Raw genomic sequence first — 25,367 nt, forward strand, 5'->3', positions numbered from 1 at the left:
AACCTTGTTCCACTATGCAGGCCTACCCCTGCGTAATCAGATGTGTCGCGATAGAGTGCGCAGGCAGCGTACATTCGGCGGTCTCACCGCCCAGCCCCAGCGTAAGCGTACGTGCTTCCCCGCCTTCGTTCATCAGCACCACAGCGAGACTGCCGTCCGGATTGCGGAACGCTGCCGACAGCACATCTGCCGCCGCCGAATCCAGGCCGATCCGCACCGCACCCGGAGCGATGAATTTGCTGAAATGCCCGATGTAGTAATACGAGCTGTTGTAGTGGACCTCGTCAGTAGCCGTATCCGCGATCACCGGAGCATCGCAGAGATTGCCCACATGGTTCGGCCCGCCTGTCTCATCCAGCACCAGATTCCAGTCGAGGTAGCCTTCGGTCCAGGCATTCAGATCGCCGATCATATTGCGGCCGTAGCGCTCGCCCGTGAACCATTCTCCCAGACGCACGCCGCCCTCCTGGCAGCCTTCGGTGAACAGCACATGCTTATCCGGGAAAAGCTCATGCACCTGCTCCACATTGCCGAACTCCTCGCCGCCATACCAGTGGATACCGGTCCCCCAGACATACTGTGCAGCTTCCGGGTCCGACAGAATCGGAGTCACACGCTCGACCATAATGTCGCGGTTATGATCCCAGATCACGATGTTCACATCGCCCATTCCGGCTTCGTGCAGCACGGGGCCTAGATGGGTTTTGACAAAATCACGCTCTTCCTCCGCACTGTACACACAGGAATCCCAGGTCTGCACCGCTGCCGGCTCATTCTGTACAGAGACCGCCCAGACCGGAACGCCTTCCTTGCGGTAGGCCTCGATGAATTTGGTATAATACCGCGCCCAGACCGGCGCATACTCCGGCTTCAGCGAGCCGCCGTTGTTCATCTCCCCGTTCGTCTTCATCCAGGCAGGCGGGCTCCACGGGGAGGCCAGCATGGTGAACGGTCCGCCCCGGACCTCCATAGCATCCTTAATCAGCGGCAGAACCCACTTATGGTCACGCGAGATATCGAAGGTCTTAAGCTCCGTATCCCCATCCTCCACATACGTATAATTGCCGAGTGCGAAGTCGCAGCTATGGATATGCACACGGCCCATACTGTAATTCAGCCCGTCTACCGGATCAAAATACCGCCGGATGACCTCTGAGCGCTTCGCAGGACTCATCCGGGACAAGGTATAAGCCGCTGCTTCTGTGAATGCGCCGCCAAAACCAATAATGGTCTGGAACGCCTGCTCCGGGTGCAGCACGATATCTGCTTTTGCCGCTGCGCCCTCTGCGCTGAACTGAATGCCATCCTTGGGACTCAGACGATCTCCTGTATCTTTGGCGGTGACTACGGTTTGAACGGTTGTCATGTCCATCACTCCTTTATTATTTGTGCCAGCGAAACCAGGGACGAAAGAAATCGAAACCGGTTTCGATTTTGCCGAAAAAAAAGGTATTCCTGAATGTACGCACCTTCATCACATGCGCGGCGGTGCGCAGGAATCCCTCACAATAATCTCCACAGGCAGCACAAGTGCTTCCTGTGCCGTACCTGGACCGTTCATAGATGCCAGCAGCAGCTCCGCCGCCCGGGTCCCCAGCATTTCGGTATTCTGTCGTACAGTGGTCAGCGCAGGCGTAACGTATCCGGCAAGCTCAATGTCGTCATAGCCCATCACAGAGACATCCTCCGGCACCGCAAGCCCCTGATCCTTGGCCGCCATTACCGCACCCAGGGCCAGCAAGTCACCCGAAGCAAAAACAGCCGTCGGCCGCTGCGGCAACGCCAGCAGACGCTTCATTGCACCATAACCATTCTCCAGCGCGTAGAAGGCTCCCTCAGCCACATATTCATCCGGCACCTCAAGTCCCTGCTTCTCCATCGCCGTTCTGTACCCCAGCTCCCGCTGCTGTCCCGGATAGGTGTTCCCGCCTCCCGAGATATGGGCAATCCGGCGGTGTCCAAGACTGGCCAGATACTCCACGGCCTGCAGCGCACCCGTCATATTATCCGAGCAGACTGTATGCGACAGCTCCGTCTCGAAATCGAGCACCACGGTCGGAATATCACTCTCCAGCAGCTCCCGGAAATACGGGTCATCATAATCAGAGAGGAACACTACCACCCCGTCGACGCCGCGAATCCGGCAGTTCTCCAGATATCCGCTCTGCTTGCCGCCTACATCCTTCGAGATGAACATGAGGGCATAGCCCTTGGCTACGGCAACCTGCTTGAAGCTCTCAATCACTGCGCTGAAAAAAGGATGGCGGATTCCCGCCCCCGTATTCTCCACAAACAGCACACCGATGGTCCAGGATTTCTTGGTCGTCAGTGTACGTGCATGCGCATTGGGAAGATACCCCATCTCCCGGGCGGTACGCAGAATCTCCTCACGCGTCTTCTCCCGCACATCGGAATAGTTATTGAACGCCTTGGACACTGTGGTTGGTGAGTAGCCGGTCCTTTTGGCAATATCGTATATCGTGGTCATTTCCGGTTCACTCCCGCAGCTCAATGAAAGCCCTTTTATGTTCACTGACATTCTAACTTCTTTCGGCACGGCCGTCCAGCATAAAATATCTTTGAACCCCGGGCAGCAGCGTCACGATCTGAATCAGCATTCCCAGCGACATATAGAACACATGAATCAAGCTGACCATGTTCCACATGTAGGTCTGCACCATAATCCAGATAATCTGGCCGAAGCCGATATAGAGCGAAAAGCTCCAGGCCGCATGCCGCTCCTTGAACGGTGTCAAGGCGTAGCTCCAAGCCCACTGCGGCTGCTTCCAGAGGCCGTACAGCACGAGCAGCGGGAGCATGCCGAATACGAACAGCAGCAGCAGCCCAGGGACGGCAAAGCTGTGAAAGGGCATCCGTGCCATTGCAGTGGCCGGCATACCGAGCAATTCCCCGCTGGGATCCGTTAGCAGCGCCAGCCCGCCTGCGATGGCCCCCAAGCTCAAAAACCCTTGAAGTACCACCAGCACCCTAACAGCACCTGGCATTTTTTTAGCAGCGTTCATCCTCATTCCTCATTTCAGGCACATGTTTTCCGGCTACGGATTAGGGCTATTTCTGGTTAGCGCCTATGCTTTATTGAGATTTTACACATTTCTCCTCAAGATTGCCGGGAAAGAAATCACACTCCGGAAAATTTGCATGATGTGCCTGCTGTGTGAATGTCTGCGGTTTACGCTATACTAGTATCAATTAGGACAACTACTGACATTAAAGCGGACGCATGCAAGCAGATGCAATTATCATTCACAATACAGAAGGGATTGGACGGTTGCGGCTTAAGGCTGCTTCTGCCAAGTACACTTATGACTGAGATTACAACTCTACCTCCATCCAAAAAATGCGCGTACTGCCATCAGCTGAAGCCGCTCTCTGAATTCCGCAGACGCACAGGCAAGCGCGCCAAAGGCATGTCCCGGCGCGGCGCGTGCCGGGAATGCCGCAAGCTCCGCGAGGCCGAAGCTTCCTTGCTGCCAGTGCATTCAAGCGCAGCGCCTGCCTTGCCGGAGCGCCAGGCCGGACCGGCCGGCCCCCTCAAGCGGGACAAGGGGCCGGTCTCTATCTCCGGGGCAGCGGCGCCCGAGAAGGCAAAGCCGCCCATGGCACAGCCCCGTCCAGCCTCCCGGCCGGAGCGTGCCCGGGACGCCAGAGGCAGCGCAGGCACGGCCGGCTTTAAGGGCAAGGCGCGTCCACGGCATGCCGCCGAGACCGGGCGCAGCCTTCCGCAGCAGCGCGGGCCGAAGCCCGATCCGCAGGATGCCTCTGCTCTGATTCCTTCAGCCAAGGGCATGATTCTCATGCGCGGGCACAGCGATAAGGGCCGCCGCTGGCATCAGGAGATCGACCTTGAGCTTGCCGTGACACTGGTCAAGGAGCATGCGGCCATCGTCGTGAACCGGCGGACGATCCGCCGCTTATACAGCAACAAGGACTTCCGCGCCTATATTTTGACGAGGGACAACTATACCTGTTATTTCTGCGGCCAATACGGGGATACCATTGATCATCTGCTCCCCCGCGCCAAGGGCGGGCATACTACGCCGGATAACTGCGTCTGTGCCTGCAATCTATGCAATCAGACGAAGGCCGATCAGTCGGTGGAGCAATTCATGAGCCGGTAATATTCTTGACCCGTCCAACCTGGCCGTCCGAGAGCCGCACCTTGATCCCGTGCGGATGGCGGGGCGAGTTGGTCAGGATGTCTTTCACTGTTCCGCGCGTAAGCTTTCCGGTTGCCTGATCCTGCTTCAGTACGATGTCTACCTGAATGCCGGGGCGGATATCCGCTCTTACTTGTCCGTTCATAATACACTCTCCTTCCGGTAATATTTGCGTTATATATAGTCTACTTACTCTTACAGATAAGGATGAACAGCCATGGCTTTTGGAATCAACCGGGCGGAATTAACCCGCTGGAAACAGGCCGTCTCCGCAGGGGAGATTGCGTTCCTGACCCATTACTGGATAGACAAACGCTACCCGGAGATCACAACCGTCACCAAGGTGGGCTGCAGCGATCTGCCCCGCCTGCGGGAGTGGTGCAGGAAGCATGGTCTCCCCGCGCGGTATATTCATAACCGCCAGCCGTTCCCCCACTTCGACCTCATGGGCCCGAAGCAGGCGGAGATTCTCCGGCAGGAGGGCTTATGGGAGCATCTGGAACGCTTCCGTATGCTCTGATGAACGGCAGACTGCAAGTGTGCCTGTGACCGGGCGGTTATTTCGGGTTCCGCAGATCCTTCATAATCCGGCGGCCGGTCGGGGTCTGGGCCAGCCCGCCCCCGGCCGTCTCCCGGTGCTTCTCGGGCATCGCAGAGCCGACCTCCAGCATGACCTTAATCACTTCATCGGACGGAATCACGCTGCGGACGCCGGCTAGGGCCATATCCGCCGCTGCAAGCGCCGTAACGGCACCGAAGCCGTTGCGGACAATACATGGAATCTCCACAAGTCCGCCCACCGGATCACAGATCAGCCCCAGTGTATTTTTGAGCGCGAGACCCACCGCATGTACAGCCTGTGCCGGAGTCCCGCCGCGCATCTCGGTCAAGGCTCCGGCCGCCATGCCGATCGCTGAACCCACCTCGGCCTGACAGCCGCCTTCCGCACCCGATACAAAAGAATTATTAGCAATAACATACCCTATCGCTCCAGCCGCGAACAGACCGGAGACCATATAATCATCGTCCCAGCCGAAGCGCTCCTGACAGCTCAGAAACACACCGGGAATAATCCCGCAGGAGCCGGCAGTCGGTGTGGCAATAATCCGGCCCATGGAGGCATTCACTTCAGAGACGGCAAGAGCATACGCCATCGCCTGGCCTGCCGGTCCCCCGAGACAAGGCTCATCCGCTGCATTATAGGCAGCCACCCGCTGGGCATCCAGGCCTGTCAAGCCGCTGCGTGAGGTGGTATCTTCGGTCATGCCGCGCTGCACCGCTTCCTTCATTACCCCGTAATACTCACGCATGGTGGCAAATTCCTGCTCCTGGGAACGGCCGGATTCGGCACTCTGCTCCTCAAGCATCAGAGCACCGATTCCAAGCTCCCGCTCCCCGCATAGTACAGCCAGCTGGCTGAGTGTTTGAAAATTCATGTTGTGATGTCCTTCCCCTTCTGTGTCTGTTCTTGTGTATTGCCGTTCAAATCGACAACCTTGACGCTGTTCACTGCCGGAAGCGCCCGCAGCTTCTCCAGCAGCTCCGCCGTGGCTGGCTCATCCAGCTCCAGCACCGTCAAGGCCGCCCCGCTGCGGTTCTTCCGGTCGAGTGACATATGTCCGATATTGAACTGGCCCTCCCGCATGACATCCGTAACACTGGCCAGCACACCCAGATAATCCATATGCTGAATCAGCACCGTCGGGTACATGCCGGTCAGCTTCACGCTGAAGCCGTCAATATCCACAATCTCAATATTGCCGCCGCCGATAGATGTGCCGGTAAGGGTCATTTCCGTCCCGCTCTCCCTGCCTGCAAGGCGCAGACGGACCGTATTGGGATGGGGAAACAGCCCCGTTCCCTGACCGAAGGAGAGGCTCATCCCGGCTTCGGCCGCAAGCTCAATGGAATCCGGCAGCCGGTGGTCGTCCGTGGCGAAGTCAAGCAGACCTCCGGCGATCGCCCGGTCTGTCCCGTGTCCCTGATAAGTCGCGGCAAAAGAACCGAAGAACGTAACCTCGGCCTCTCCCGGCAGCTCACCAAGCACCTGCCTTGCGGCCCGCCCGATCCGCGCGGCTCCCGCTGTATGAGAACTGGAAGGCCCGACCATAGCCGGACCTATAATTGAGAATACATCTTTGAATCTCATAGTTCTGGTCTCCCGCTATCTGAATTCGGCCATGTACAACGAATGATGTAATGATGTACATCCGTTCATTGTGCAGCACCTATACATTATACTGCGTCCGCCCCAAAGCTACACTATTACATGAGTTGTGAGGGAAGTAGAAGGATAATTTATAACGTGAAACCTATACATTCTTATTTTGAGAAAAGCAACAGCCCGTCCCGCTCTTGCCAGCCGATACCGGTCCAGAAGCTGCGGCCAAGGGCATTATCTTCGATCACCATGAGATGGCATTTCGTGATGCCCGCTTCCTGCAGTCCCGCGAGGCAACGCCTCACCAGCTCACGGCCTGCACCGCTTCCCCGGCTGCTGCTGTCAACAGCCACATGATACATATAGCCTCTGCGTCCGTCATGCCCGCACATCGCTGTGCCCATAAGGGTACCGTCCTCCTTCACGCATACCTGGCTGATCCCCGGATTCCGCTCCAGATAACGGATAATATGCTCACGTGAGTCGGCTTCACTGAGGCCCATTCCGTCCGTATTCTCCCATAACCGGTAAGCCGCTTCGTAATCTTCCCCTGTCATTGCTCTATATATCATGCATTCTCCCCATTTCTATGTGTATGACTCCACTTCACGCCGCACGCTTTTCTGGGCGCATGCATACCCATATACGGAAGCCATCTACCAAGGGCGCTATCGTCTCCCGGTCCGGTATGGACGCCGCTGATTCCCGTCAGCTTCTCTGCGGAGGAGGTCAGTGTCATCGGTACTGAGACTCCGTTCAAGCGTGCGGCACAGCCTTACGAACTGGCAGGAGCCTATGTCTACCTGGCCAGCGATGATGCTTCTTATGTAACAGGCACCTGCATTCATGTTAACGGCGGAGACATAGTTACCAGCTGATCCATGTCCAGGCTTCAGCCAGTCACTCCGGCCTTGTTCATTCCCAACCCGAAAGGATGTATAGCGATGAATCAACACAAGGATTTCAACCTGCCTTCTGTCCGCCTGAATGCGGGCATGTATGCTCTAACCAAGCTGTCGGCCGCCGGATTGACCTTCATCCTGATCTCCCTGTTCATGCTGATCCATGGCTATGAGGACGGAATTCCGTCCGGCTGGCCGGTGTCGGTGCCTTATGCCATCTACGCCTACGGCCTACCGGCTGCAATCCTGGCCGATGCGCTGCTGCGCCTGTTGCGCTCCACCTCGCTCAGCCCGGCGCTGGCCCTGTACGCCATTGCCGGCTATGGCGCCGGCCTGTGGCTCGCTGCGGAGCAGGGCGGCGACTCCCTTGTCTCCGGCCTTACCGGACTCGCCATCCTGCTGCTGTTCCGCATCGCCCAGATCGCGGGCGAACGCTTCCCGATCCTGCTTCCCTTCTTCGCTCTGTTCATTCCGCTGGTCTGTCTGATCTTGTTCTGACCTGGCGGGTTCAGACGGGGCGGAGAATGGGGAAGGGCCGGGATGGCGGGTAAGGCTGGATACCGGGCTGGATGGGATCAGTATTCGGAAACCGCAAACCCTTCTCACGGCACATTGTGTTCGGTTTTCCGCATACATTGGGACCACACGCCTCCGTCACGCCCAATGTGGTCGGTTTTTCGATTACATTGGGACCATACGTCTCCGTCACGCCCAATGTGGTCGGTTTTTCGATTACCTTGGGACCACACGCCTCCGTCACGCCCAATGTGGTCGGTTTTTCGATTATATTGGGTCCGATGACCTCGCGCTCACACATTGCGTTAACTCTTATCGTCCGGTGCATCGAGCTCAATAGGATGCCCTAAGCAAACAATTGGAGAAATGTGTCTTATTTCATCCGTTTCTGCCGATTATAGGCAAGCAGGTGGAAAAACTACAACTAATAAAGTTAGTTTTGCCGCCTGGGGTGAAATGTGCCAAATGAAGTGTCGTTTATCCAACTAACATCCCGCCAGCACTCATCCGCTCATCAGCAGGTGGACGAAATCCACCTATTATCCGCTAAAGCAGATAGCAGACTAACATAGACTTGAGCTCGAAGCAGGGCCGTGCGCCAGAGCGAGCAAGAGCTTGAATTTGTTAAAGGAATGTTGGTTGGAGAAATCGAGCCGGTGCCTACACTTACAGCGCTTCGATAATATCCCCGGCGATCAGGGCGGAAGGGTGGTCCCGCTTCCGGGCGGCGCGCTCTCCAGCCAGCCCGTGCAGATAGACTCCGAACGCTGCGGCCTGATCCGCCTCCAGGCCCTGGGCCAGCAGACCGGAGATGATGCCTGTCAGCACATCCCCCGCACCGCCGGTGCCCATACCGGGATGTCCGGTGATATTGATATAGGCCTGCCCTTCGGGCGTTGCTATTACGGTATGTGCTCCTTTGAGCACAAGGATTACCCCATGCTGAACTGCGTAGGACAATGCTATTCCGATCCGGTCCCGCTGCACCTCCGCTGTAGATATCCCCGCCAGACGGGCCATCTCCCCCGGATGCGGGGTCAGAATAACCGGATGGCGGCGGCTCCAGCTCCGGTAACCGGTATCGGCCAGTATATTCAGCGCATCCGCATCGATAACCATAGGACCGTCCGTCTCCTCCCATAGTCTGCGGAGCCACTCCGCGTCTCCTTCGAACCGGCCCAGGCCGGGGCCGATGGCTATACAATCGCGGCTGGCACTCAGCCGCAGCACTTCAGCGGCCGTACCCGCATTCCACTCCCCGTCACCTCCGGTGACCGGGGCCAGCATCAGCTCCGGTACAGATCCGATCACATAGGGCAGCAGCTTCTCCGGCAGCGCCCAGGTTACCAGCCCGCAGCCTGCGCGCAGTGCAGCGCGGGCAGACAACAGGCCTGCACCGCTCATGCGCAGGCTTCCTGCTGCAAGCAGGACATGCCCGTAGGTGCCCTTGTGGCCCTCGGGCGAACGGCGGCGCGCCAGGTCGACCTTCAGGCGCGCCGTCAGTACTTCCGGCGTCAGGAGGCTGACCTGGACGCCTCCCTCTCGGGCAAGGGCAGCGGGTATGCCGATGGAGCGGACCACGACCCGCCCGGCGGCCTGCGCGCCGGGATATTGCAGCAGCCCTCGCTTCAGGAACGCGAGGCAGACGGTCACTGACGCATGAATGCAGGGCTCATGCGTCTCCCCCGTGTCCGCATCCAGCCCGCTGGGGATGTCTGCGGACACAATGGCTCTGCCGCTGGCGTTCGCAGCGGCAATCAGCTCCGCATAGGCACCGCGCGGGGCTCCCGCGCTGCCTGTGCCGAGCAGCGCATCCACGATGCCGCTGCATGCGGCAAGGTCCAGGGCGTCCCTGCCGTAGACTACGGCAGGAATGCCCATGGCTGCAGCAGCATCACGCTGCAGCGCGGCTTCGCCGGCCAGCGACTCCGGCGCGGCCGCGTACACCAGCGTGACGGCGATGCCGGCCTCACGCAAGTGCCGGGCGGCGGCGAGGCCATCGCCGCCGTTGTTGCCCTTGCCGGCGAGGACGAGCCAATGCTCTCCGCCGGCAGCGGGAAGCGTCAGCGCCGCATCTCCGCTGACGGAGAAGCCCGCAGCGTCAGCGCCGAAGCCTGGCGCCCCGCGCCCGCTTAAAGCGCCCGCGCCGCCACTGCCCGCACCAGCTCCAGCCACGCCTGCCCCGTTCCACTGCATCATACCACCCAGCACTCCCGCTTCATTACTCTGCACTCCGCCACCAACCGTGCCGAACCCATCACCGGGTGCACCATTAACGCTCGCTCCCGCTCCAGCTCCAGCCCCAGCCACGCCTGCCCCGTTCCACCGTGCTTCGTCACCTAGCACTCCCGCTTCATCACTCCACACTCCGCCTCCAGCCGTACCCGTTCCATTCCACTTCGCTCCGCCTCCAACCGCTCCAGCTCCAGCCCCCCACGCCCCTCCACCAGGCACACCAGCTACGCTTGCCCGGCGGCGGCACAGGGCGATGACCTCCTCGGCAATAGCCCGTCCGGCATTTTCCATCAGGGCGATGGCCGGGATGCCCAGCCGCTCGATCGTGTCGCGGTCGAATGCCCGCATCTCCTCTGCTGTCACCACATCCATTGCTCCAGACCTCCTTTATAGTTGCTTCGATTGTACTAAGTCCCGTTTCAGCAAGCAAATAACCCAGGTAGCTCATGGCGGCCAACGAGCGACAAGCCCCTCCAACAGCAAAAAGCCCTCCCGCTACGAAGAGGACCTCTATATTAGTTAGTTAAGGATATACAATGATCCCTTAGTCCTGAGGATCAGATAAGCATACTTGCATCCATAGTTGCATTCCATACACCTAAAAACACGCAAAAGCAAAGCCCTCCTCTTCTAACTGTAGTTTGTACAACTATATCTGCCCGAATGAGGAGAATCCCGGCACAGAGGATGTTTTAAATGTACAGACTGCAACTATACGGATAATCGGTGGAAAATCAGGCGTTTTAGTTGTACAGAGTGCGATTAAACCTGCCGCTGCCTCTACCTCTGCCTCTTCACCTTCCGCCTCCGCGTATACCCACATCAATACCCTACAGTAAACCTGGCTCTGCTGAAATTGCCTTCCTCCAGCTCATCGATGACCGCCACGGCGAAATCCTGGATGCTGATGCTGCTCCGGCCGTCTTCGTCTACAATCAGCCGGTCGAGGCCGATACGGAATTGGCCGGTACGGCGCCCGTCTACCAGAGCGGCAGGCGGACTAAGATACGTATAGTCCAGCTCTGACCCTCTATAGATCTCATAAGCATTGGCATGAGCCGAAGCCAGCGCACGGTAGTCCTCCGTGAATCCGGCGGTGTCCATCAGCCATTCTCCCGATTCCGTCTTGAGGCTGCCTGCTCCGCCGACAATGATCAGACGCTCAAGTCCAGCCGCCCGCAGCCCCTCCAGCAGTGAATCCGCCACCCGCAGCAGATCATTCTCATGCCCCGCTGCCGGACCGAACGCACTGATTACCTCTTCATGTCCGCGCACCGCTGCCGTTACCGAGGCCGGGTCCAGCAGATCAGCAGCCGTCACCTGCAGCCGCTCATGCTGAAGGCCGAAGGCTTCCGGTCTGCGTACCGCAGCCGTGACCTCATGTTTTCTTTTTAACGCTTCCTGTACGATGGCACTTCCAACCCTGCCCGATGCTCCAAACACTACAATATCCATTCTACCGTTGCCTCACTTTCCTAATCTGCTATCCTTTAGCATTACACGAATTCACCCTATTTATCGCCGCAGGAACATTCCCTGTGAAGCAGGCATTACCGGCGCGAACCCGTATTTGGCATACAGCTTGGCCGCTTCCCCGTCAGCGATGAGACTGATATACGCCTTCTCCGGCACACTATCCAGGAATGCGCGGATTTCGCGCATGATGGTTTTTCCGAGACCCTGTCCCTGGAAGGAAGGCTTTACTGCGATATCCGTCACTTGAAAAAAACATCCCCCGTCCCCAATAACCCTGCCCATTCCCACCAGCTGCTCGCCCGCATACACAGTAACTGCAAAAGCAGAATTAGGCAGTCCGACTGCCGCCCCCTCTATGCTCATCGGGCTAAGCCCGGCCTCCTGCCGCAGTGCGAGATAATCCTCTACCGAGGGCAGCTCCTGCCGGATCTCCGGCTGTGCTGAATCTGTCATGCCACTCCTCCTATTTACTGCAATCTGCAAGCATAACCCGCCTGCCATACTGATACCAATATATATGTATTTGTTCAAAATTGAAACGCCCCGCCTCCTCCGGCGTACAATAACTCAAAACACAGCACTTGCACTCTGCAGACGGGCAGGTTATTCTTACCCCGTGTCCTTGGGTAAACTGTGGATAGACAAGCAACACTACTATTTCGGAAGGTTGGTGAAGTAATTATGTCTCCTACAGGGAAACTGTTTAAATGGGGAACTTTCGCTTATGAGGCTTTTCTGGCGCTGCCGATTATCGGGGGAAGCTTTGTGGTGGCAAATGCCTGGGCGCCGCTCGGAATCGCTTTTCTGCTGCATGCGGTAGCCATAATCATTCTGCTGAGAGAGCGTGGTCCGATTATCGGAAATGCAGTGGGCGTGGTCACCTCGGTGGTTGCCCTGATTCCTTTTGTCGGCTGGGTGATGCATGCCATTACCGCAATTATTCTGCTCGTAGAAGGGCTGAGCGGATCACGGCGCAATCCACGTTACTGAAATTCAACACACTAATCAGTGAACAAGGAGTACACTACCAGCTATGATTAAAGGATTATACGAAGCCCATTTACCCGTTTCTAATCTGGAAGCATCTATTGAATTCTATAAAAGGCTGGGACTGAAATTCGCCTGGCGCGATGAGGACACCGCGTTCTTCTGGATTACAGAGGGGCGGAGCTGGATCGGATTATGGGAAGGGCCGGAGGTTCAGACCCCTTATCACCCTTCCCTGAGGCATATTGCCTTCGAAGTCACTTATGAGGACCTGAAGCAATCGCTCGCCTGGCTGCGTTCCCTGCGGATTGACCCGGTTCCTTTCGGCAGCAGAAGCACGGTTGAGCCTTTTATCCGCCCCCATCAAGGCAATGCCTCGGTTTACTTTAATGATCCGGACGGCAACTCTCTGGAGCTGATGTGTCATATCGAAGTCCCTCAGGGGTTGAAGACGATCACAAGCAAGCTGTCTTTTGAGGAGTGGGAGGAGCTGTGCAGGAAGTCCAGCGATTAGTTCCAGCAGCCATGCTGAGAGGAACCTACAGGGAAACCGACATGTATACTGTTTTTCGCATACATTCGGGCCTCATGCCTGCGTGCCAGCAACTGTATGCTGTTTTTCGCATACAATCGGGCCACGCGTCTGCATGTGAGCATCATGTATGCTGTTTTCCGCATACATTCGGGCCACGCGTCTGCATGTGAGCACAATGTATACTGTTTTCCGCATACATTCGGGCCTCATGCCTGCGTGCCACTTATTCACAACAGAAGAAAATCATAATTTCCTATACCACAAGAAAGACCTTCCATTAGTTGCCCAATGGAAGGTCTTTCTGTATTATCCTCGTCCCCCTGCACGGGTATCGGTCCGCCGGCTTCCGGTCTCTCCACTACCACGTGAATTTGCTGTGCTGTTCTCGAAACGTTTGCGCTCCGTGCGCTCCATCTGTACGATTTGGCCTTCATGCACTACGATGTGCAAGGAGCCGAATTCCATATCGTCGAGCAGTTCCGTTATCCGCGCAAGCCATACCTCATCCACCTTCAGTGGTTTCGCCATTCGCAAGCCTCCCTTTCCCGGTTAGGGAATAACTCTGCCTAAATCCCGTTATTACCACCTTGTATACTATGAATTAACTTAGCACGGCACCCAATAGCTGTCAATGAGCATTTTTGCGTACAAGCAGGCTTTTTACAACCATCGTCACCAGTGCCAGCAGGAGCAGCAGAGAAGCCACCGCGAAGGATGCCGAGAACTGATATTCGTTGTACAAAATTTCGACATGCAGCGGCAACGTATTCGTCTCCCCGCGAATATGCCCGGACACCACCGAGACGGCCCCGAACTCACCCATGGCCCGTGCATTACAGAGAATGATGCCATAGAGCAGGCCCCACTTGATATTCGGCAGCGTTACGCGCCAGAAGATCTGCCACCCGTGCGCACCGAGTGTAATCGCAGCCTCCTCCTCCTGTGTGCCCTGCTCCTCCATCAGCGGAATCAGCTCTCGGGCTACGAACGGGAACGTGATAAACAGTGTAGCCAGCACAATGCCCGGCAGGGCGAAGACGATTTTGATATCATGGTCGCTTAACCAGGGGCCGAACCAGCCGTGCGAGCCGAACACCAGAATGAAGATCAGCCCGCCAATCACCGGTGATACGGCAAAAGGCAGATCGATCAGCGTCACCAGAAAGCCCTTGCCGCGAAAACGGAACTTGGTCACCGCCCACGCCGCCGTTACCCCAAAGACCGTATTCAGCGGAACCGTAATGGCGGCGACCAGCAGCGTCAGCTTCAGCGCCGAGGCGGCGTCCGGGTCGGTCAATGCGGCCCAGTAGACATCCAGCCCCCGCTTCAGCGACTCCACCAGCACAATGATCAGCGGCAGCGCAATCAGCCAGAGCAGGACCAGTCCGGCCAGGGAGATGAGCACCCATTTCACCGCTTGGGACTCTGTGGTAGAGGGCGATGACGCACCTGTACGCGGCCCGGGGACATGCAAGGGAACCGTACCGGCCATATTTATTCCTCCCAAAGTTTTGTTAGTATATGCATCCTGAATTCGCTCCAGACAAAACTCGCTTCGGAAGCATACGCTTAAGTTTTATGAAGCATACGCTCCCCGATTAACTTCGCAATAAAACTCGCTTCGGAAGCTTAAGCTTAAGTTTTGTTAGTATATGCATCCTGAATCCGCTCCAGACAAAACTCGCTTCCGAAGCATACGCTTAAGTTTTATGAAGCATACCCGTTCTCCCTTACCGCGAGCTCCTCCGCGCCCAATGCTGAAGGCTGTTGATGACCAGCAGCATCAGGAAGGAGAGCAGCAGCAGAATCAGGGCCACGGCGGTCGCTCCGGCGTAATCGAACTGCTCCAGCTTGGACATGATCAGCAGCGGGGCGATCTCTGTGCGCATCGGCATATTGCCGGAGATGAACACGACTGAGCCGTATTCGCCGATGCCCCGGGCGAACGCCAGGGCGAAGCCCGTAAGCAGCGGAGGGAACAGCTCCGGCAGGACAATCCGCAGGAAGGTCCGCCCGCGGCCTGCCCCCAGCGTAGCGGCTGCCTCCTCCATGTCTCTGTCCAGGTCCTCCAGCACCGGCTGTACCGTGCGGACGACAAAGGGAATGCCGATGAACATCAGCGCCAGCGTGATGCCCAGCGGCGTGAAGGCTACCTTAATTCCCAGCGGCGCCAGCAGAGAGCCGATCCAGCCGTTCTGGGAATAGAGAGCGGTCAGCGATACGCCCGCCACGGCTGTAGGGAGCGCGAACGGCAGATCGATCAGGGCGTCGAAGATTCTTTTGCCGGGGAATTCATACCGTACGAGCACCCAGGCCAGCAGCAGTCCCAGACCAACATTGATCAGGGCCGCAGCGCCCGCCGTACTCAGACTGACACGATAGGAGGCCAGGACGCGGGCATCCGTAGCCACATCCCAGAACTTGGCCCAGCTCAGCCCCGTTGAATTGAAGAGCAGCGCGGACAGCGGCAGCAGAACCACAAGACTCAGATACAGCACGCTGAATCCCATCGTAATCCCGAACCCCGGCAGCAGCTTGCGCCGTGACACCGTCCTTACAGCAGCTTTGGTCGTGACATTCATGTGCCCATTCATCCTTTCCTGCCTTCGGCATATGGCCGATCAGCCTCTGGCGGAATTCCGCCTGTCAGTATGGTCTTGCCGCTTCTGCATCATCGTTCACGAACTCCGCTGTCAGCTGCCCGGAACATAGATTGTGTCGAAAATCCCGCCGTCATTGAAGTGCTTCGCCTGCGTCTCCTTCCAGGTTCCGAATTTATCCGCCAGGGTGAACAGCTTGATTTCCGGGAATTGGTCCTTGAACTGTGCCTTCACGCTATCCAGTGTCGGACGGTAATAGTTCTCGGCAGCAATCTTCTGGCCTTCCTCGGTGTAGAGATATTTCAGATAGGCATCTGCTACCTCGCGCGTTCCTCTTTTATCGACGACCTTATCCACCACAGCAACCGGCGGCTCAGCCAGAATACTCTCTGACGGATTCACAATCTCGAATTTGTCCGGACCCAGCTCCTTGATGGACAGATACGCCTCATTCTCCCAGGCGATCAGTACATCCCCGATGCCGCGTTCCACGAAGGTAGTGGTCGAGCCGCGCGCGCCGGTGTCCAGGACCGGTACATTCTTGAACAGCTTTTGCACGAATTCCTGGGCCTTGGCTTCATCATTATTATTGTGGTCCAGCGCATAGCCCCAGGCAGCCAGGTAGTTCCAGCGGGCACCGCCGGAGGTCTTGGGGTTAGGGGTGATGACCTCTACGCCCTCCTTCAGCAGATCCGGCCAATCCTTGATGCCTTTCGGGTTGCCTTTGCGGACCAGAAAGACGATAGTGGAGGTATACGGGGAGCTGTTATGCTCATATTTACTCTGCCAGTCCGCGCCAATCAAGCCAGCTTCCTGAAGCGCATCAATGTCATACCCGAGCGCCAGCGTAACGACATCCGCCTCCAGGCCATCCAGCACCGCCCGGCTCTGCTTGCCCGATCCGCCATGTGATTGCTTGACTGTTACCTTCTGGCCGGTCTCCTGCTCCCAGTAGGCGGCGAAGGCCTTGTTGTAGTTCTCATACAGCTCACGCGTTGGATCGTAGGATACATTCAGCAGCTCGACCGGTTCCTTTGACTGTGTCTGGGCAGCTTCCGTTGCGGCCGGAGAATTTGCAGCCGCTTCTGTGGGGGCCGGGGCCGCTGTTCCGGCACCCGCACTGTTCCCTGTATTGCTGTTCCCGCAAGCCGTAAGCCCTGCCGTCAATATCAATGCAACCCCGGCGAGAAGCCCCTTCTTGATCCCTTTTGTCATCTTAGTCCACTCCCCCATAATAGTCTTGTAACAAGTAATAGACGCAGGAAAGCCCGCTTGCGGCAAGTCAAACCGGTCTTAAAGACACGTATCTGCGAGCCTGAAGCAGGCGTTCCTCCGTCTGTACGGTAAGAACTTATTCGATTATTCCTACCCATTTAGTAGGTTATACAGATATAATACTGAACGCTTCCCGCGCTGTCAAACCTTTTTTTCACTTTGAATGAAAGACGGCGACCGCCGGACCCGGGGCAGGAAGTGGCGCCCGTTCCTGTAAGACCCACTTGTTATTGTTGCCTCAAAGTAATATCATTGCTACATCTTATTGAGCGAAAATAGAGCGAATTCATATAAATAGAAACGGCAGCGCAGTTTCTATTATTGCCGCTTACACCGGGGGAAATAATCATGGGAATGGATTTGGAGTATGGCCCCGCGCCGCAGGGACCGCGGCTGCACAGGCGTGTACTCAGAGAACTGGGCAGACGTATCCTGAAGACGTACAGGTACGATACAACCTTATGGAGGACTGCGCTGAGCGGTCCTTGGATTCTATGTATTCTGGCTTTTACTATAGCTGTCATGGGTATCCCTACCGGCCTAGGGAGCGCAGCAGATATCATGCTGGCAGCCGGTGCAGGAACACTTGTTATGGCACTGTCCAGCAATCTGCTGGCTGTGCTGCTCTCCTTAACCGGACTGCGGCTTCCGCATCTGTTCGCAGGCTCTTTGCTCAGCACCTATGGGGCTGTACTGCTGATCCTGTATTTTTCCGATCTGGAGCTTGGAGCTGCAGCCGTTATCGCCTGTATCGCAGCCTTGGCCTGCGGGATAGGGGGACTTGCAGCCGGTCTGCTGCGGACCCGGAGAATGTTCACCGGTGGTCTGCTGGCAGCGGCACTCTTCCTCTCCCCCTTCGCACTGGCCTATGGCTATGGGACGGGAAGCAGCCCGGTACCTGTACCCTCGCTTCAGAGTCTGGCGGAGGACGGACAGGTGCTTCCCGTAACGGCGGACGATCCCGCCCAGCCGGGCGTCTATGCATTCCACACCTTCACCTATGGCAGCGGCAAGGATCTGCAGCGCAAGGCGTATGGCAAGGATGTCCTGTTAGCCTCTGCTTCCGTGGATGCTACTGAATATATCTCTTCCTGGCCCATGCTGCGGACCCTGTTCTGGGGCTTCGATCCCGCTTCCCTCCCGCTGAATGCCAGAGTATGGATGCCGGATGGGGACGGGCCTTATCCGCTGGTGCTCATGGTCCATGGCAACCATATGATGGAGGACTTCTCCGAGGACGGCTATACCTATCTGGGTGAATTACTGGCCAGCCGGGGCTTCATCGCGGTCACCCTGGATGAGAATTTCCTGAATTATTCGGCCTGGTCGGGTATTCCGGACAACGACTTCAAGGCGCGGACCTGGATGATTCTGAAGCATCTGCAGCAGATCGGCAGCTTCGCGGAGCAGCCTGGCACCCCCTTTTACCAGAAGGTTGATTATGACTCTGTTGCACTGCTTGGCCACAGCCGCGGCGGCCAGGCCGCAGCCATGGCTGCGGATGCATCGCTCTGGTTCAGCAGCGATCCTGTTCTGGACGCTATTCAGCAGTTCCATATTACTTCAGTCATTGCCCTGGCTCCTACGGATAAAATGATCGACAGCAAGCAGGCCCGTCTAACCGATGTGAGCTATCTGACACTCCAGGGCGCCCGTGACGGCGATGTACATGATTTCTACGGGGACCGTCAATATATGCGCTCTTCCTACACCGGCAATACCCCTGGCTTCAAAAGCTCGCTCTATATTGCCGACGCTAATCACAGCCAGTTCAATACGGACTGGGGGCTATATGACCAGACGCTGCCTACCGGCCTGTTCCTGAAGCGCTCCCGGATCATGGATGGGGAGGAGCAGCGGAGAATCGCCAAGGTCTATGTCTCTGCCTTCCTGGAGACCACGCTGCACGGGAGGAGCGAGTACCGGCAATTGTTCCGCGATTACCGCAGCGGCGCCCGGTGGCTGCCGGATACCGCCTACTATAACCGCTTCCAGAGCGGGGCCTATATCACGGTGGCGGACTATGATGAAGACCGCAACCGGGGCGCCGTCCAAGGCGGGACCGTCTCTGCTACAACGGGGCTTCACTGGAGCGAAGAGGCCGCGAAGGACCGCGAACGGAACAACAAGCCCTCTTACGGTATTCTGCTGGAGCGCAGTAGCAGCCCGGATCAGGAGCATACGGATGCCGAAGCCGCTTACAGTATTAGGCTTAGCGACACGCTGACTCAGACGCTTGCGGAATCCCCTGCCGTAGAGGGACTGGCCTTCTCCCTGGCGAACCATAACTCCGATCCTAACCAGGACGGCGATGCTGGGCCGCTGCCGGAAACTGAGCTCTCCCCGGATGTGGAGGTGGAGCTGACTGACAGCAACGACACCGCCGCAAGAATCCCCCTGGACGAGGTGATGGATATTCTGCCGCTGCCGCAGACTGAGTTTACGCTTAGTCCGTGGCTGGAGGAGCGGATCAGTGACGGCAAATTCGGCAACCGCTCGGAAGCCGTCTACCAGACGTACAAGCTGCCCTTCGAGCTGTTCCTTGAGGAAGAGCCCGAGCTTGATCCGGCTAGTCTGACCGATATTACCTTTTATCTGCAAGGGACAGAAGACAAGATTATGCTGGACGACATCGGCTTCTATGAACGGGAGGACCCGCTGACAGGAGTGTATTAACCGGACATCATTCTATTTATAAAATAAATAACAACAGCCCAAATTGCCCCCTGTCCGCCATACTCCGGCTAACAGGGGGCTTTGCTGTTCCTGCATAGGAAATCCTTGTGCAGGTTAATCCAGGGCTACAAGGCAGACAGGTGCCGGCACTTCCAGCTCATTGCCGGTAGGGATCAGCCGTCCGGTCTCACTGTCTATGCGGAAGGAGGCAATATTGCCGCTGTTCTGGTTAGCAGCGAGCAGCATGCCGCCGATCAGAGCGAAGTTACGCGGTGTCCGTCCTCCGGAAGTCACCCAGTCCTCCGCTTCCAGCAGACCCGTAGCCTTATCAATATGGAACAGTGCGATGCTGTCATGCCCGCGGTTGGAAACGTAGAGATAACGTCCGCATGTGGAGACATGGATATCGGCAGCCGTATCATCACTTCCGGCGGTATAATGCTCCGGGAGACTGCTGATACTCTGCAGGAGCTTCAGATTGCCCTGAGGCTCATCATTGGCGAATACGGTGACCGTATTGTTCAGTTCATTAACCAGATAGATCCATTGCCGCGAAGGATGAACCGCCAGATGGCGCGGTCCTGAGCCTGGAGGAAGCTCTACCTCCCGGTGAGTGACCAGCTTCCCGTCCTCCACACGGTAGAACACGATCTGGTCGAGACCGAGATCACAGACCAGCACATGATCACCCGTCTTGTCCGGAATCACGGAATGGGGATGGGGGGCATCCTGACGGTCACTGCGGATTCCCGAGCCCTCATGCTTCACCTGGGAGGACATCTCCTGTAATGACCCGTCCCCGTTCAGCGGGAACACATTGACATTCCCTCCCGTATAGTTAGACACGGCTATGTAATCTCCCTTCGGAGCCACCGAGACATAGCAGGGCGCGCCTCCCCCGGTCGCTCTGCTGCCCAGCGGATGCAGCGCCTTGCTGCCGGGATCAATGGCGTAGGCATGAACCTCACCCTCGTCCTGCTCACTCACTGCATATAATACCGTCTGCGCCGCATTAACCGCCAGATAGGAAGGGTTCCGGGTCCCCCGGGTACCGCCCATAACCCTCATTTCTCCGCTCTCCTTATCCAGCGCACCCAGCAGGATGGCCTCTCTCTCCTCACTGTTGTACGTTCCAATATAGAATAATACTTCATTAGGCTGGTGCATGGCAGCGGCTCCTTTGTTGTATAGATATAAGCTTATATACCCTGTACACCCCTATACTCACTCAGCGGGTGAACCATAATTTCACTATAACATCTTTATGTACCCACTACATTATCAGGGTTAAACAGCATAAATCTGGACAGACTGGAATACTAAATAAATGTGTGCCGGCAAAATTTAACACTGGTTTAAACGCTGTGCATAAGGTTAATAGTAACCATCGAAGACAACAAACACAAAAGGAGCTGAGAGTTAATGAGTTTACTATGGATGTTGATTGTTGGTGGCGTAATTGGTTGGCTGGCTGGATTGATTATGGGTAGAGACATTCCGGGCGGAATTATCGGCAACATTATCGCTGGTATTCTCGGTTCATGGCTTGGCGGCATGCTGCTGGGAAGCTGGGGACCTAAGATCAGCGACTACTATGTCTTCCCTTCACTGATCGGTGCTGTGGTTCTGATCTTTATCGTAAGCCTGATTCTGCGTTCGGTTGGCGGACGTAGCCGCTCTTAAGCCCTATGGCAGCATTCTTTCCTGAAGCTGCTGAACTATACTTAACAAGCAGACCCGCCGGGGTTAGACTCTGGCGGGTTTGCTGTGTGCTTCGGGCAGATCCCCCCGCATGAGGCAGGCTGCGCATCATTAATGAAATCCGTTCATTATCTGCTATAATGAAGTAAATAGTGACCGAAATCACAGAGGAGGAACGTGAATTATGGGTAACATCAACCCCTCACTTCTGCATGTGGGCTCCACGCTGGGGGCCATTTTCATGGCGCTGATGGTGATTTTTATCCGCCTGAAAGCCAGCGCCCGCCCGGTAACCATCCGCAAAATATGGATTCCGCCGCTTGGCATGTCCACCGGCTTCGCCATGTTCGTCGTACCGGAAGTGCGCTTCCCCTGGTGGTGGGCGGTAGCGGCTTTCCTGGTCGGCTGGTTTATTTTTGCCTATCCGCTAATCCGCAGTACGCGGTTCGAAGAACGTGAGGGGCTGATCTATGCCCAGCGCTCCAAGAGCTTCGCCTTCATTCTGCTTGGACTGCTGCTGGTCCGCACCCTGCTCCATGAGTTCATCAACCGGTATGTCTCTGTTCCGCAGTCCGGCGGATTATTCTTCATTCTTGCCTTCGGCATGATCCTCCACTGGAGACTGTTCATGTATAAGCACTATACCGGAATGCTGCCTGCCGAGCCGCAGATTCCGCAGCCCCGGGTCTAGGGCGAAGCAGGGATGGATTATATGATTATGTACAAGGGGGTATCCCCGGCAGCCATAGGGATGACTGCCGGGGATACCTTTTCCTTCTGCCTTCCCAATTGCCCATCCGCTGCATATTATAGTTTATAAGAATTCAGACACTCTAACCTCCCAGGTGAATTGTGGCCAAATAACGGACGGGTGCAGCGGGCATTTTCGGTGCCATGTCAGGTAACTTGCGATGAGATCAGTTAGAATAGTACCATACTTGTAGAGAGTGGGGACTGGGCAATTGAAAAGTAAATCGAGAAAAGTGGCAATCGTCGGCTCCGGCATGGTCGGCTCAAGCGTTGCCTATTCCATGGTGAATCAAGCCGTATGCGATGAGATCATGATGATCGACCGCACCTACGACCGCGCCATGGCACAAGCGCTTGATCTCTCGCACTGCATGGACTTCACCGGAACACGCACCAAGGTCTATGCGGGCACCGCCAGCGACTGTGCGGGGATGGATGTCGTCATACTGACGGCAGGCGCCAATCCCAAGCCCGGGCAGACCCGGCTGGATGTACTGGATGCCGCCGCTGTAATTACCCGGGAGATCATCACCGAGATTATGGCGGGCGGCTTCGATGGGATCTTCGTCGTCGCTGCGAACCCTGTAGATATTGTAACGTATATGGTCTGGCAGATCTCCGGCCTGCCGCGGCACCGGGTGATCGGCACCGGCACCTCCATCGACTCTTCCCGGCTGAAGACACTGCTGTCCGAGGTATTCACGATTGATCCGCGCAGCGTCAACGGCTACGCTCTTGGCGAGCATGGGGAGTCGCAGTTCGTGGCCTGGTCCCATGTGACCATCGGCGGCAAGCCGATTCTGCAGATTATGGAGCAGCACCGCGAGCGCTTCAGCAGCCTGGACCTTGAGGATATTGCACGCAAGACGAAGGATGCAGGCTGGGAGATTTTTACTCGCAAGGGCTCAACTCACTTCGGAATCGGCAGTGCCCTCGCTTATATCACCCGCTCCATTCTGAATGACGAGCACAAAATCATCGCCGTCTCCGCCATCCTGGACGGGGAATACGGACAACGCGGCGTATGCGCCGGAGTCCCGGCCATTATCAGCAGCAGCGGTATTCAGGAATTGCTGGAGCTGAACCTCAGCGATACGGAGATGGCTAAATTCACCGACTCCTGCAGGATCATCCGCACAGGGATTGACAGCCTCACGCTGGAGCAGCAGCACTAAGCTTAACGGCACCGCCTATACCGCAAACACCCCTCTGCTTCACACAGTAACCTGTGCGGCAGAGGGGTGTTTGCGGTTATTTTATCTGATATTATTGAAACTTCTCGATCTCGCTGCGCAATTCGCTCATTAGCTGGTTGAGGGATTCGGCTGAAGTGACAACCTGGCCCATCAGACTCCGCTGCTCGGTGGAGGCCTCAGCCACCATCTCGGCGCTCTCGGCAGAATCTCTGGCAATAATCAGCATATCGGAGATGGAGGCTGTAATCTCCTCTGTCCCGGCGGACATCTGCTCATTGACGGCAGAGACGTCCTGAATTTGAACCGATACCTCACGGATGGACGAGCGGATATGATCGAAGGAGGTGCCTACGTTTTGCATTTTCCCCATCCCGTCTCCGATCTCGGCAATGCTCTTCTCCATAGAGACCTCGGCCGCTCTGGTGGATTCCTGAATCTGACGGATCAGCTCCACAATGTTCACAATGGCACTGTTCGTGCGCTCCGCCAGCTTCTTCACTTCATTCGCCACCACGCCGAACCCGCGCCCGTGCTCGCCTGCTCTCGCCGCTTCAATCGACGCATTGAGGGATAACAGCCCCGTCTGATTGGAGATTTCCGAGATCACATCAACAATCTGCCCAATCTGTTCGGATTGCCCGCTCAGATTGCTGATCAGAGCCGAGGTCTCCTCCGCAGCGCCGCTGATGACAGTCATCTGCTTAAGTGTGGATTGAATCTCCACGTATCCGTTCTCGACCTCCGTGCTGACCGTCTCTGCCTGGTCGGACACATTGACGGAGGATTCCGCAATCCTCTGCAGTCCGATCGCCATCTCCTCCGTAGCTCTGGCCGCCTGCTCCGAGCCCTTGAACTGCTCGCCCATTCCCTGCGCGACCTCCTGGACGACCGTCTCAATCTCTGCCGACGTATTCGAGGTCTGATTGGCATACTTCAGCACACTTTCTGCCGAGACAGCAACCTGCGCCACGGTAGCATCGATTTTGCCGACAATGCCGGACAATGATCCGATCATATCATTAATGCTCTGGCTCATCTGGCCGATCTCATCACCCGAGCGCACGGTTACCCGTTCGCTGAGATAGCCGTCCGCTACTTTCTTCATCACCCCGGAGATTGCCACAATCGGCTTCACAATCAGACGGGTCAGATACAAGGCCAAGGCAATGACCGCCAGAATAATGATTACAATGAACAGTGTGGTTATCCGCTGGGCTGAGGTGACTTTGGCGGTAATCTCGCTTTTGGGAACCGTAATCAGCAGCTTCCAGTCTGTGCCCGGAACGGTACGGAAATAGGTAATCACCTGCTTTCCGTCCTCTCCCTTGTAGGCCTCCGAGCCTGCTTCCTTGCCGAGAATATGCGCTACGGCCTGCTTCATCTCTGTGGTCTTGGCGTAATCCGCGATATTCTTGCCGATCCGCTCGGTCTCGGAGTAGGCGTAATAATCACCCTTGCCAGAGATCACATATCCGTAGCCGGTATCGCCCACGTGAATGTTTTTGCCCATCTCCATCAGAATGTCCGGTGTCACCGAGAAGGCGATACCGCCGCCAAACTGCTTGTCCTTGTCCACGACCGGAACGAATACCGGGATAATATATTTACTGAGCTGTTCCAGATAAGACATCTCCGCTACCGCCGGAGCAAGACTCTCCTTGGCCTGCAGGAAATATGCCGATTGGCCCACATCCGCCGTAAGCTTAAGGGAATTGGCCAGAATGCCCTGCTTGTTAATGACGCTGTAGCCTTCGGACTGAGTATCGCTCTCTTCGAGTACCTTGACCACAGGAAAAATAGTATCCGGTCTTGAGGTATCGAATTCAGGATGCTGCGCAATCAGCTCCTGGACCGCAGATGTCCGCGTATTCAGCCACTCTACGATGCGTGTAGTGTTCATCTCCAGAATATTCTGGGCGAGCTCCTCGCTATCGTCTCTGGTGACACCCCCGAAGTACTGCATGAAAAAAATCGTGACGCCGAGCAGAGGTACAATAGCAATTGCCAAAATAACAAGCGAATACTTGCTTTGCAGCGATAATGATTTTCCGTTCTTTGCATTCATTTTCAATTTTGACCGTACACTTCCCTCATTCACCGCAAAATCCCCCTAGAAACCCATTCTGGTCTTCCATATGCTGTAAATATATATATTGATATATCGGCATAAATAGACAAA

Annotated in this window: 26 protein-coding genes and 1 pseudogene; 10 read left to right on the forward strand and 17 right to left on the reverse strand. The window is 56.4% G+C overall.

Annotation, left to right across the window (positions count from 1 at the left end; translation table 11 throughout):
• Positions 1-22: 22 nt before the first annotated feature.
• The 3 genes from MKY96_RS26550 to MKY96_RS26560 all read right to left on the reverse strand — a co-directional run bounded on the left by MKY96_RS26550 (position 23) and on the right by MKY96_RS26560 (position 3,023).
• The gene (locus MKY96_RS26550) at positions 23-1,366 is read right to left on the reverse strand and encodes a glycoside hydrolase family 30 protein (protein WP_340945074.1); all 1,344 of its coding nucleotides are present in this window, start codon (positions 1,364-1,366) and stop codon (positions 23-25) included.
• Positions 1,367-1,474: 108 nt separating this feature from the next.
• Positions 1,475-2,488 carry a LacI family DNA-binding transcriptional regulator gene (locus tag MKY96_RS26555; protein ID WP_340945076.1) on the reverse strand — a complete coding sequence of 338 codons (1,014 nt, stop codon included), beginning with the start codon at positions 2,486-2,488 and terminating at the stop codon, positions 1,475-1,477.
• Positions 2,489-2,540: 52 nt separating this feature from the next.
• Positions 2,541-3,023 carry a hypothetical protein gene (locus MKY96_RS26560; protein WP_340945078.1) on the reverse strand — a complete coding sequence of 161 codons (483 nt, stop codon included), beginning with the start codon at positions 3,021-3,023 and terminating at the stop codon, positions 2,541-2,543.
• Between the two features lie 300 nt (positions 3,024-3,323).
• On the opposite strand from MKY96_RS26560, the gene MKY96_RS26565 reads away from it, so the two are divergent.
• A complete protein-coding gene (locus MKY96_RS26565; protein WP_340945079.1) occupies positions 3,324-4,139 on the forward strand; it encodes an HNH endonuclease in 816 nt (271 codons plus the stop codon).
• Here the strand turns inward: MKY96_RS26565 and MKY96_RS26570 are convergent.
• Entirely contained in the window at positions 4,126-4,323 is a 198-nt protein-coding gene (locus MKY96_RS26570; RefSeq protein ID WP_340945082.1) for a YwbE family protein, read from the reverse strand. The genes MKY96_RS26565 and MKY96_RS26570 overlap by 14 nt on opposite strands.
• 72 nt (positions 4,324-4,395) lie before the next feature.
• Between MKY96_RS26570 and MKY96_RS26575 the strand changes: the two genes are divergently transcribed.
• Positions 4,396-4,698, forward strand: a complete 303-nt coding sequence (locus tag MKY96_RS26575) for a hypothetical protein (RefSeq protein ID WP_209877347.1) — start codon at positions 4,396-4,398, stop codon at positions 4,696-4,698.
• A 37-nt stretch (positions 4,699-4,735) separates the two neighbouring features.
• Here the strand turns inward: MKY96_RS26575 and sdaAA are convergent, their stop codons facing one another.
• The 3 genes from sdaAA to MKY96_RS26590 form a co-directional block, all read right to left on the reverse strand.
• Positions 4,736-5,614: an L-serine ammonia-lyase, iron-sulfur-dependent, subunit alpha gene (sdaAA, locus tag MKY96_RS26580; RefSeq protein ID WP_036732726.1), complete on the reverse strand. Its 879-nt coding sequence runs from the start codon at positions 5,612-5,614 to the stop codon at positions 4,736-4,738.
• Positions 5,611-6,327: an L-serine ammonia-lyase, iron-sulfur-dependent subunit beta gene (sdaAB, locus tag MKY96_RS26585; RefSeq protein WP_340945084.1), complete on the reverse strand. Its 717-nt coding sequence runs from the start codon at positions 6,325-6,327 to the stop codon at positions 5,611-5,613. The genes sdaAA and sdaAB overlap by 4 nt, the downstream gene beginning before the upstream one ends.
• Before the next feature lie 173 nt (positions 6,328-6,500).
• Positions 6,501-6,911 (reverse strand): GNAT family N-acetyltransferase, encoded by a 411-nt coding sequence (locus MKY96_RS26590; protein ID WP_340945086.1) that lies wholly within the window; start codon positions 6,909-6,911, stop codon positions 6,501-6,503.
• 102 nt (positions 6,912-7,013) lie between these two features.
• Here MKY96_RS26590 and MKY96_RS26595 point away from each other — a divergent pair.
• Together MKY96_RS26595 and MKY96_RS26600 are read left to right on the forward strand one after the other, a co-directional pair.
• Positions 7,014-7,217 (forward strand): annotated as a pseudogene (locus MKY96_RS26595) (SDR family oxidoreductase); the annotation flags it as partial.
• Positions 7,218-7,283: 66 nt separating this feature from the next.
• Positions 7,284-7,739: a hypothetical protein gene (locus MKY96_RS26600; protein ID WP_340945088.1), complete on the forward strand. Its 456-nt coding sequence runs from the start codon at positions 7,284-7,286 to the stop codon at positions 7,737-7,739.
• Positions 7,740-7,749: 10 nt separating this feature from the next.
• Here MKY96_RS26600 and MKY96_RS26605 read toward each other — a convergent pair whose 3' ends face one another.
• The 4 genes from MKY96_RS26605 to MKY96_RS26620 all read right to left on the reverse strand — a co-directional run bounded on the left by MKY96_RS26605 (position 7,750) and on the right by MKY96_RS26620 (position 11,921).
• The gene (locus MKY96_RS26605) at positions 7,750-8,058 is read right to left on the reverse strand and encodes a hypothetical protein (RefSeq protein ID WP_340945090.1); all 309 of its coding nucleotides are present in this window, start codon (positions 8,056-8,058) and stop codon (positions 7,750-7,752) included.
• 365 nt (positions 8,059-8,423) lie between these two features.
• Entirely contained in the window at positions 8,424-10,364 is a 1,941-nt protein-coding gene (locus MKY96_RS26610) for an NAD(P)H-hydrate dehydratase (protein WP_340945091.1), read from the reverse strand.
• A gap of 450 nt (positions 10,365-10,814) precedes the next feature.
• Positions 10,815-11,447: an NAD(P)-dependent oxidoreductase gene (locus MKY96_RS26615; protein WP_340945093.1), complete on the reverse strand. Its 633-nt coding sequence runs from the start codon at positions 11,445-11,447 to the stop codon at positions 10,815-10,817.
• A 60-nt stretch (positions 11,448-11,507) separates the two neighbouring features.
• Entirely contained in the window at positions 11,508-11,921 is a 414-nt protein-coding gene (locus tag MKY96_RS26620; protein ID WP_340945095.1) for a GNAT family N-acetyltransferase, read from the reverse strand.
• A 228-nt stretch (positions 11,922-12,149) separates the two neighbouring features.
• Here MKY96_RS26620 and MKY96_RS26625 point away from each other — a divergent pair, with 228 nt between their 5' ends.
• Positions 12,150-12,458: a hypothetical protein gene (locus MKY96_RS26625; RefSeq protein ID WP_036732747.1), complete on the forward strand. Its 309-nt coding sequence runs from the start codon at positions 12,150-12,152 to the stop codon at positions 12,456-12,458.
• A gap of 43 nt (positions 12,459-12,501) precedes the next feature.
• Positions 12,502-12,969, forward strand: a complete 468-nt coding sequence (locus MKY96_RS26630) for a VOC family protein (protein WP_340945097.1) — start codon at positions 12,502-12,504, stop codon at positions 12,967-12,969.
• Positions 12,970-13,296: 327 nt separating this feature from the next.
• On the opposite strand, the gene MKY96_RS26635 is transcribed toward MKY96_RS26630, so the two are convergent.
• From MKY96_RS26635 to MKY96_RS26650, 4 genes are all read right to left on the reverse strand, one after another.
• Positions 13,297-13,518, reverse strand: coding sequence for a YezD family protein (locus MKY96_RS26635; RefSeq protein ID WP_036732753.1), 222 nt, complete (start codon positions 13,516-13,518; stop codon positions 13,297-13,299).
• 100 nt (positions 13,519-13,618) lie between these two features.
• Complete coding sequence (gene cysW / locus MKY96_RS26640; RefSeq protein WP_076083413.1) at positions 13,619-14,482, reverse strand: sulfate ABC transporter permease subunit CysW; 864 nt, start codon at positions 14,480-14,482, stop codon at positions 13,619-13,621.
• Positions 14,483-14,720: 238 nt separating this feature from the next.
• Positions 14,721-15,584: a sulfate ABC transporter permease subunit CysT gene (gene cysT, locus MKY96_RS26645; protein WP_340945099.1), complete on the reverse strand. Its 864-nt coding sequence runs from the start codon at positions 15,582-15,584 to the stop codon at positions 14,721-14,723.
• 99 nt (positions 15,585-15,683) lie between these two features.
• Positions 15,684-16,805, reverse strand: coding sequence for a sulfate ABC transporter substrate-binding protein (locus MKY96_RS26650; protein WP_340945101.1), 1,122 nt, complete (start codon positions 16,803-16,805; stop codon positions 15,684-15,686).
• Between the two features lie 408 nt (positions 16,806-17,213).
• Here MKY96_RS26650 and MKY96_RS26655 point away from each other — a divergent pair, with 408 nt between their 5' ends.
• Complete coding sequence (locus MKY96_RS26655) at positions 17,214-19,541, forward strand: poly(ethylene terephthalate) hydrolase family protein (protein ID WP_340945102.1); 2,328 nt, start codon at positions 17,214-17,216, stop codon at positions 19,539-19,541.
• A gap of 114 nt (positions 19,542-19,655) precedes the next feature.
• On the opposite strand, the gene MKY96_RS26660 is transcribed toward MKY96_RS26655, so the two are convergent.
• Complete coding sequence (locus MKY96_RS26660) at positions 19,656-20,708, reverse strand: lactonase family protein (RefSeq protein ID WP_340945103.1); 1,053 nt, start codon at positions 20,706-20,708, stop codon at positions 19,656-19,658.
• A gap of 255 nt (positions 20,709-20,963) precedes the next feature.
• Here MKY96_RS26660 and MKY96_RS26665 point away from each other — a divergent pair, with 255 nt between their 5' ends.
• The 3 genes from MKY96_RS26665 (at position 20,964) to MKY96_RS26675 (ending at position 23,167) form a co-directional block, all read left to right on the forward strand.
• Positions 20,964-21,224, forward strand: coding sequence for a GlsB/YeaQ/YmgE family stress response membrane protein (locus MKY96_RS26665; protein WP_036732764.1), 261 nt, complete (start codon positions 20,964-20,966; stop codon positions 21,222-21,224).
• Between the two features lie 202 nt (positions 21,225-21,426).
• Positions 21,427-21,933 (forward strand): CcdC family protein, encoded by a 507-nt coding sequence (locus MKY96_RS26670; RefSeq protein ID WP_340945105.1) that lies wholly within the window; start codon positions 21,427-21,429, stop codon positions 21,931-21,933.
• A 271-nt stretch (positions 21,934-22,204) separates the two neighbouring features.
• Positions 22,205-23,167 (forward strand): L-lactate dehydrogenase, encoded by a 963-nt coding sequence (locus MKY96_RS26675; protein WP_340945108.1) that lies wholly within the window; start codon positions 22,205-22,207, stop codon positions 23,165-23,167.
• 91 nt (positions 23,168-23,258) lie between these two features.
• On the opposite strand, the gene MKY96_RS26680 is transcribed toward MKY96_RS26675, so the two are convergent.
• Positions 23,259-25,253, reverse strand: coding sequence for a methyl-accepting chemotaxis protein (locus MKY96_RS26680; RefSeq protein WP_340945110.1), 1,995 nt, complete (start codon positions 25,251-25,253; stop codon positions 23,259-23,261).
• Positions 25,254-25,367: the final 114 nt, after the last annotated feature.

Origin of the sequence: Paenibacillus sp. FSL R7-0302, assembly GCF_038006885.1 — a bacterium.
Lineage (GTDB): Bacteria > Bacillota > Bacilli > Paenibacillales > Paenibacillaceae > Paenibacillus_AQ.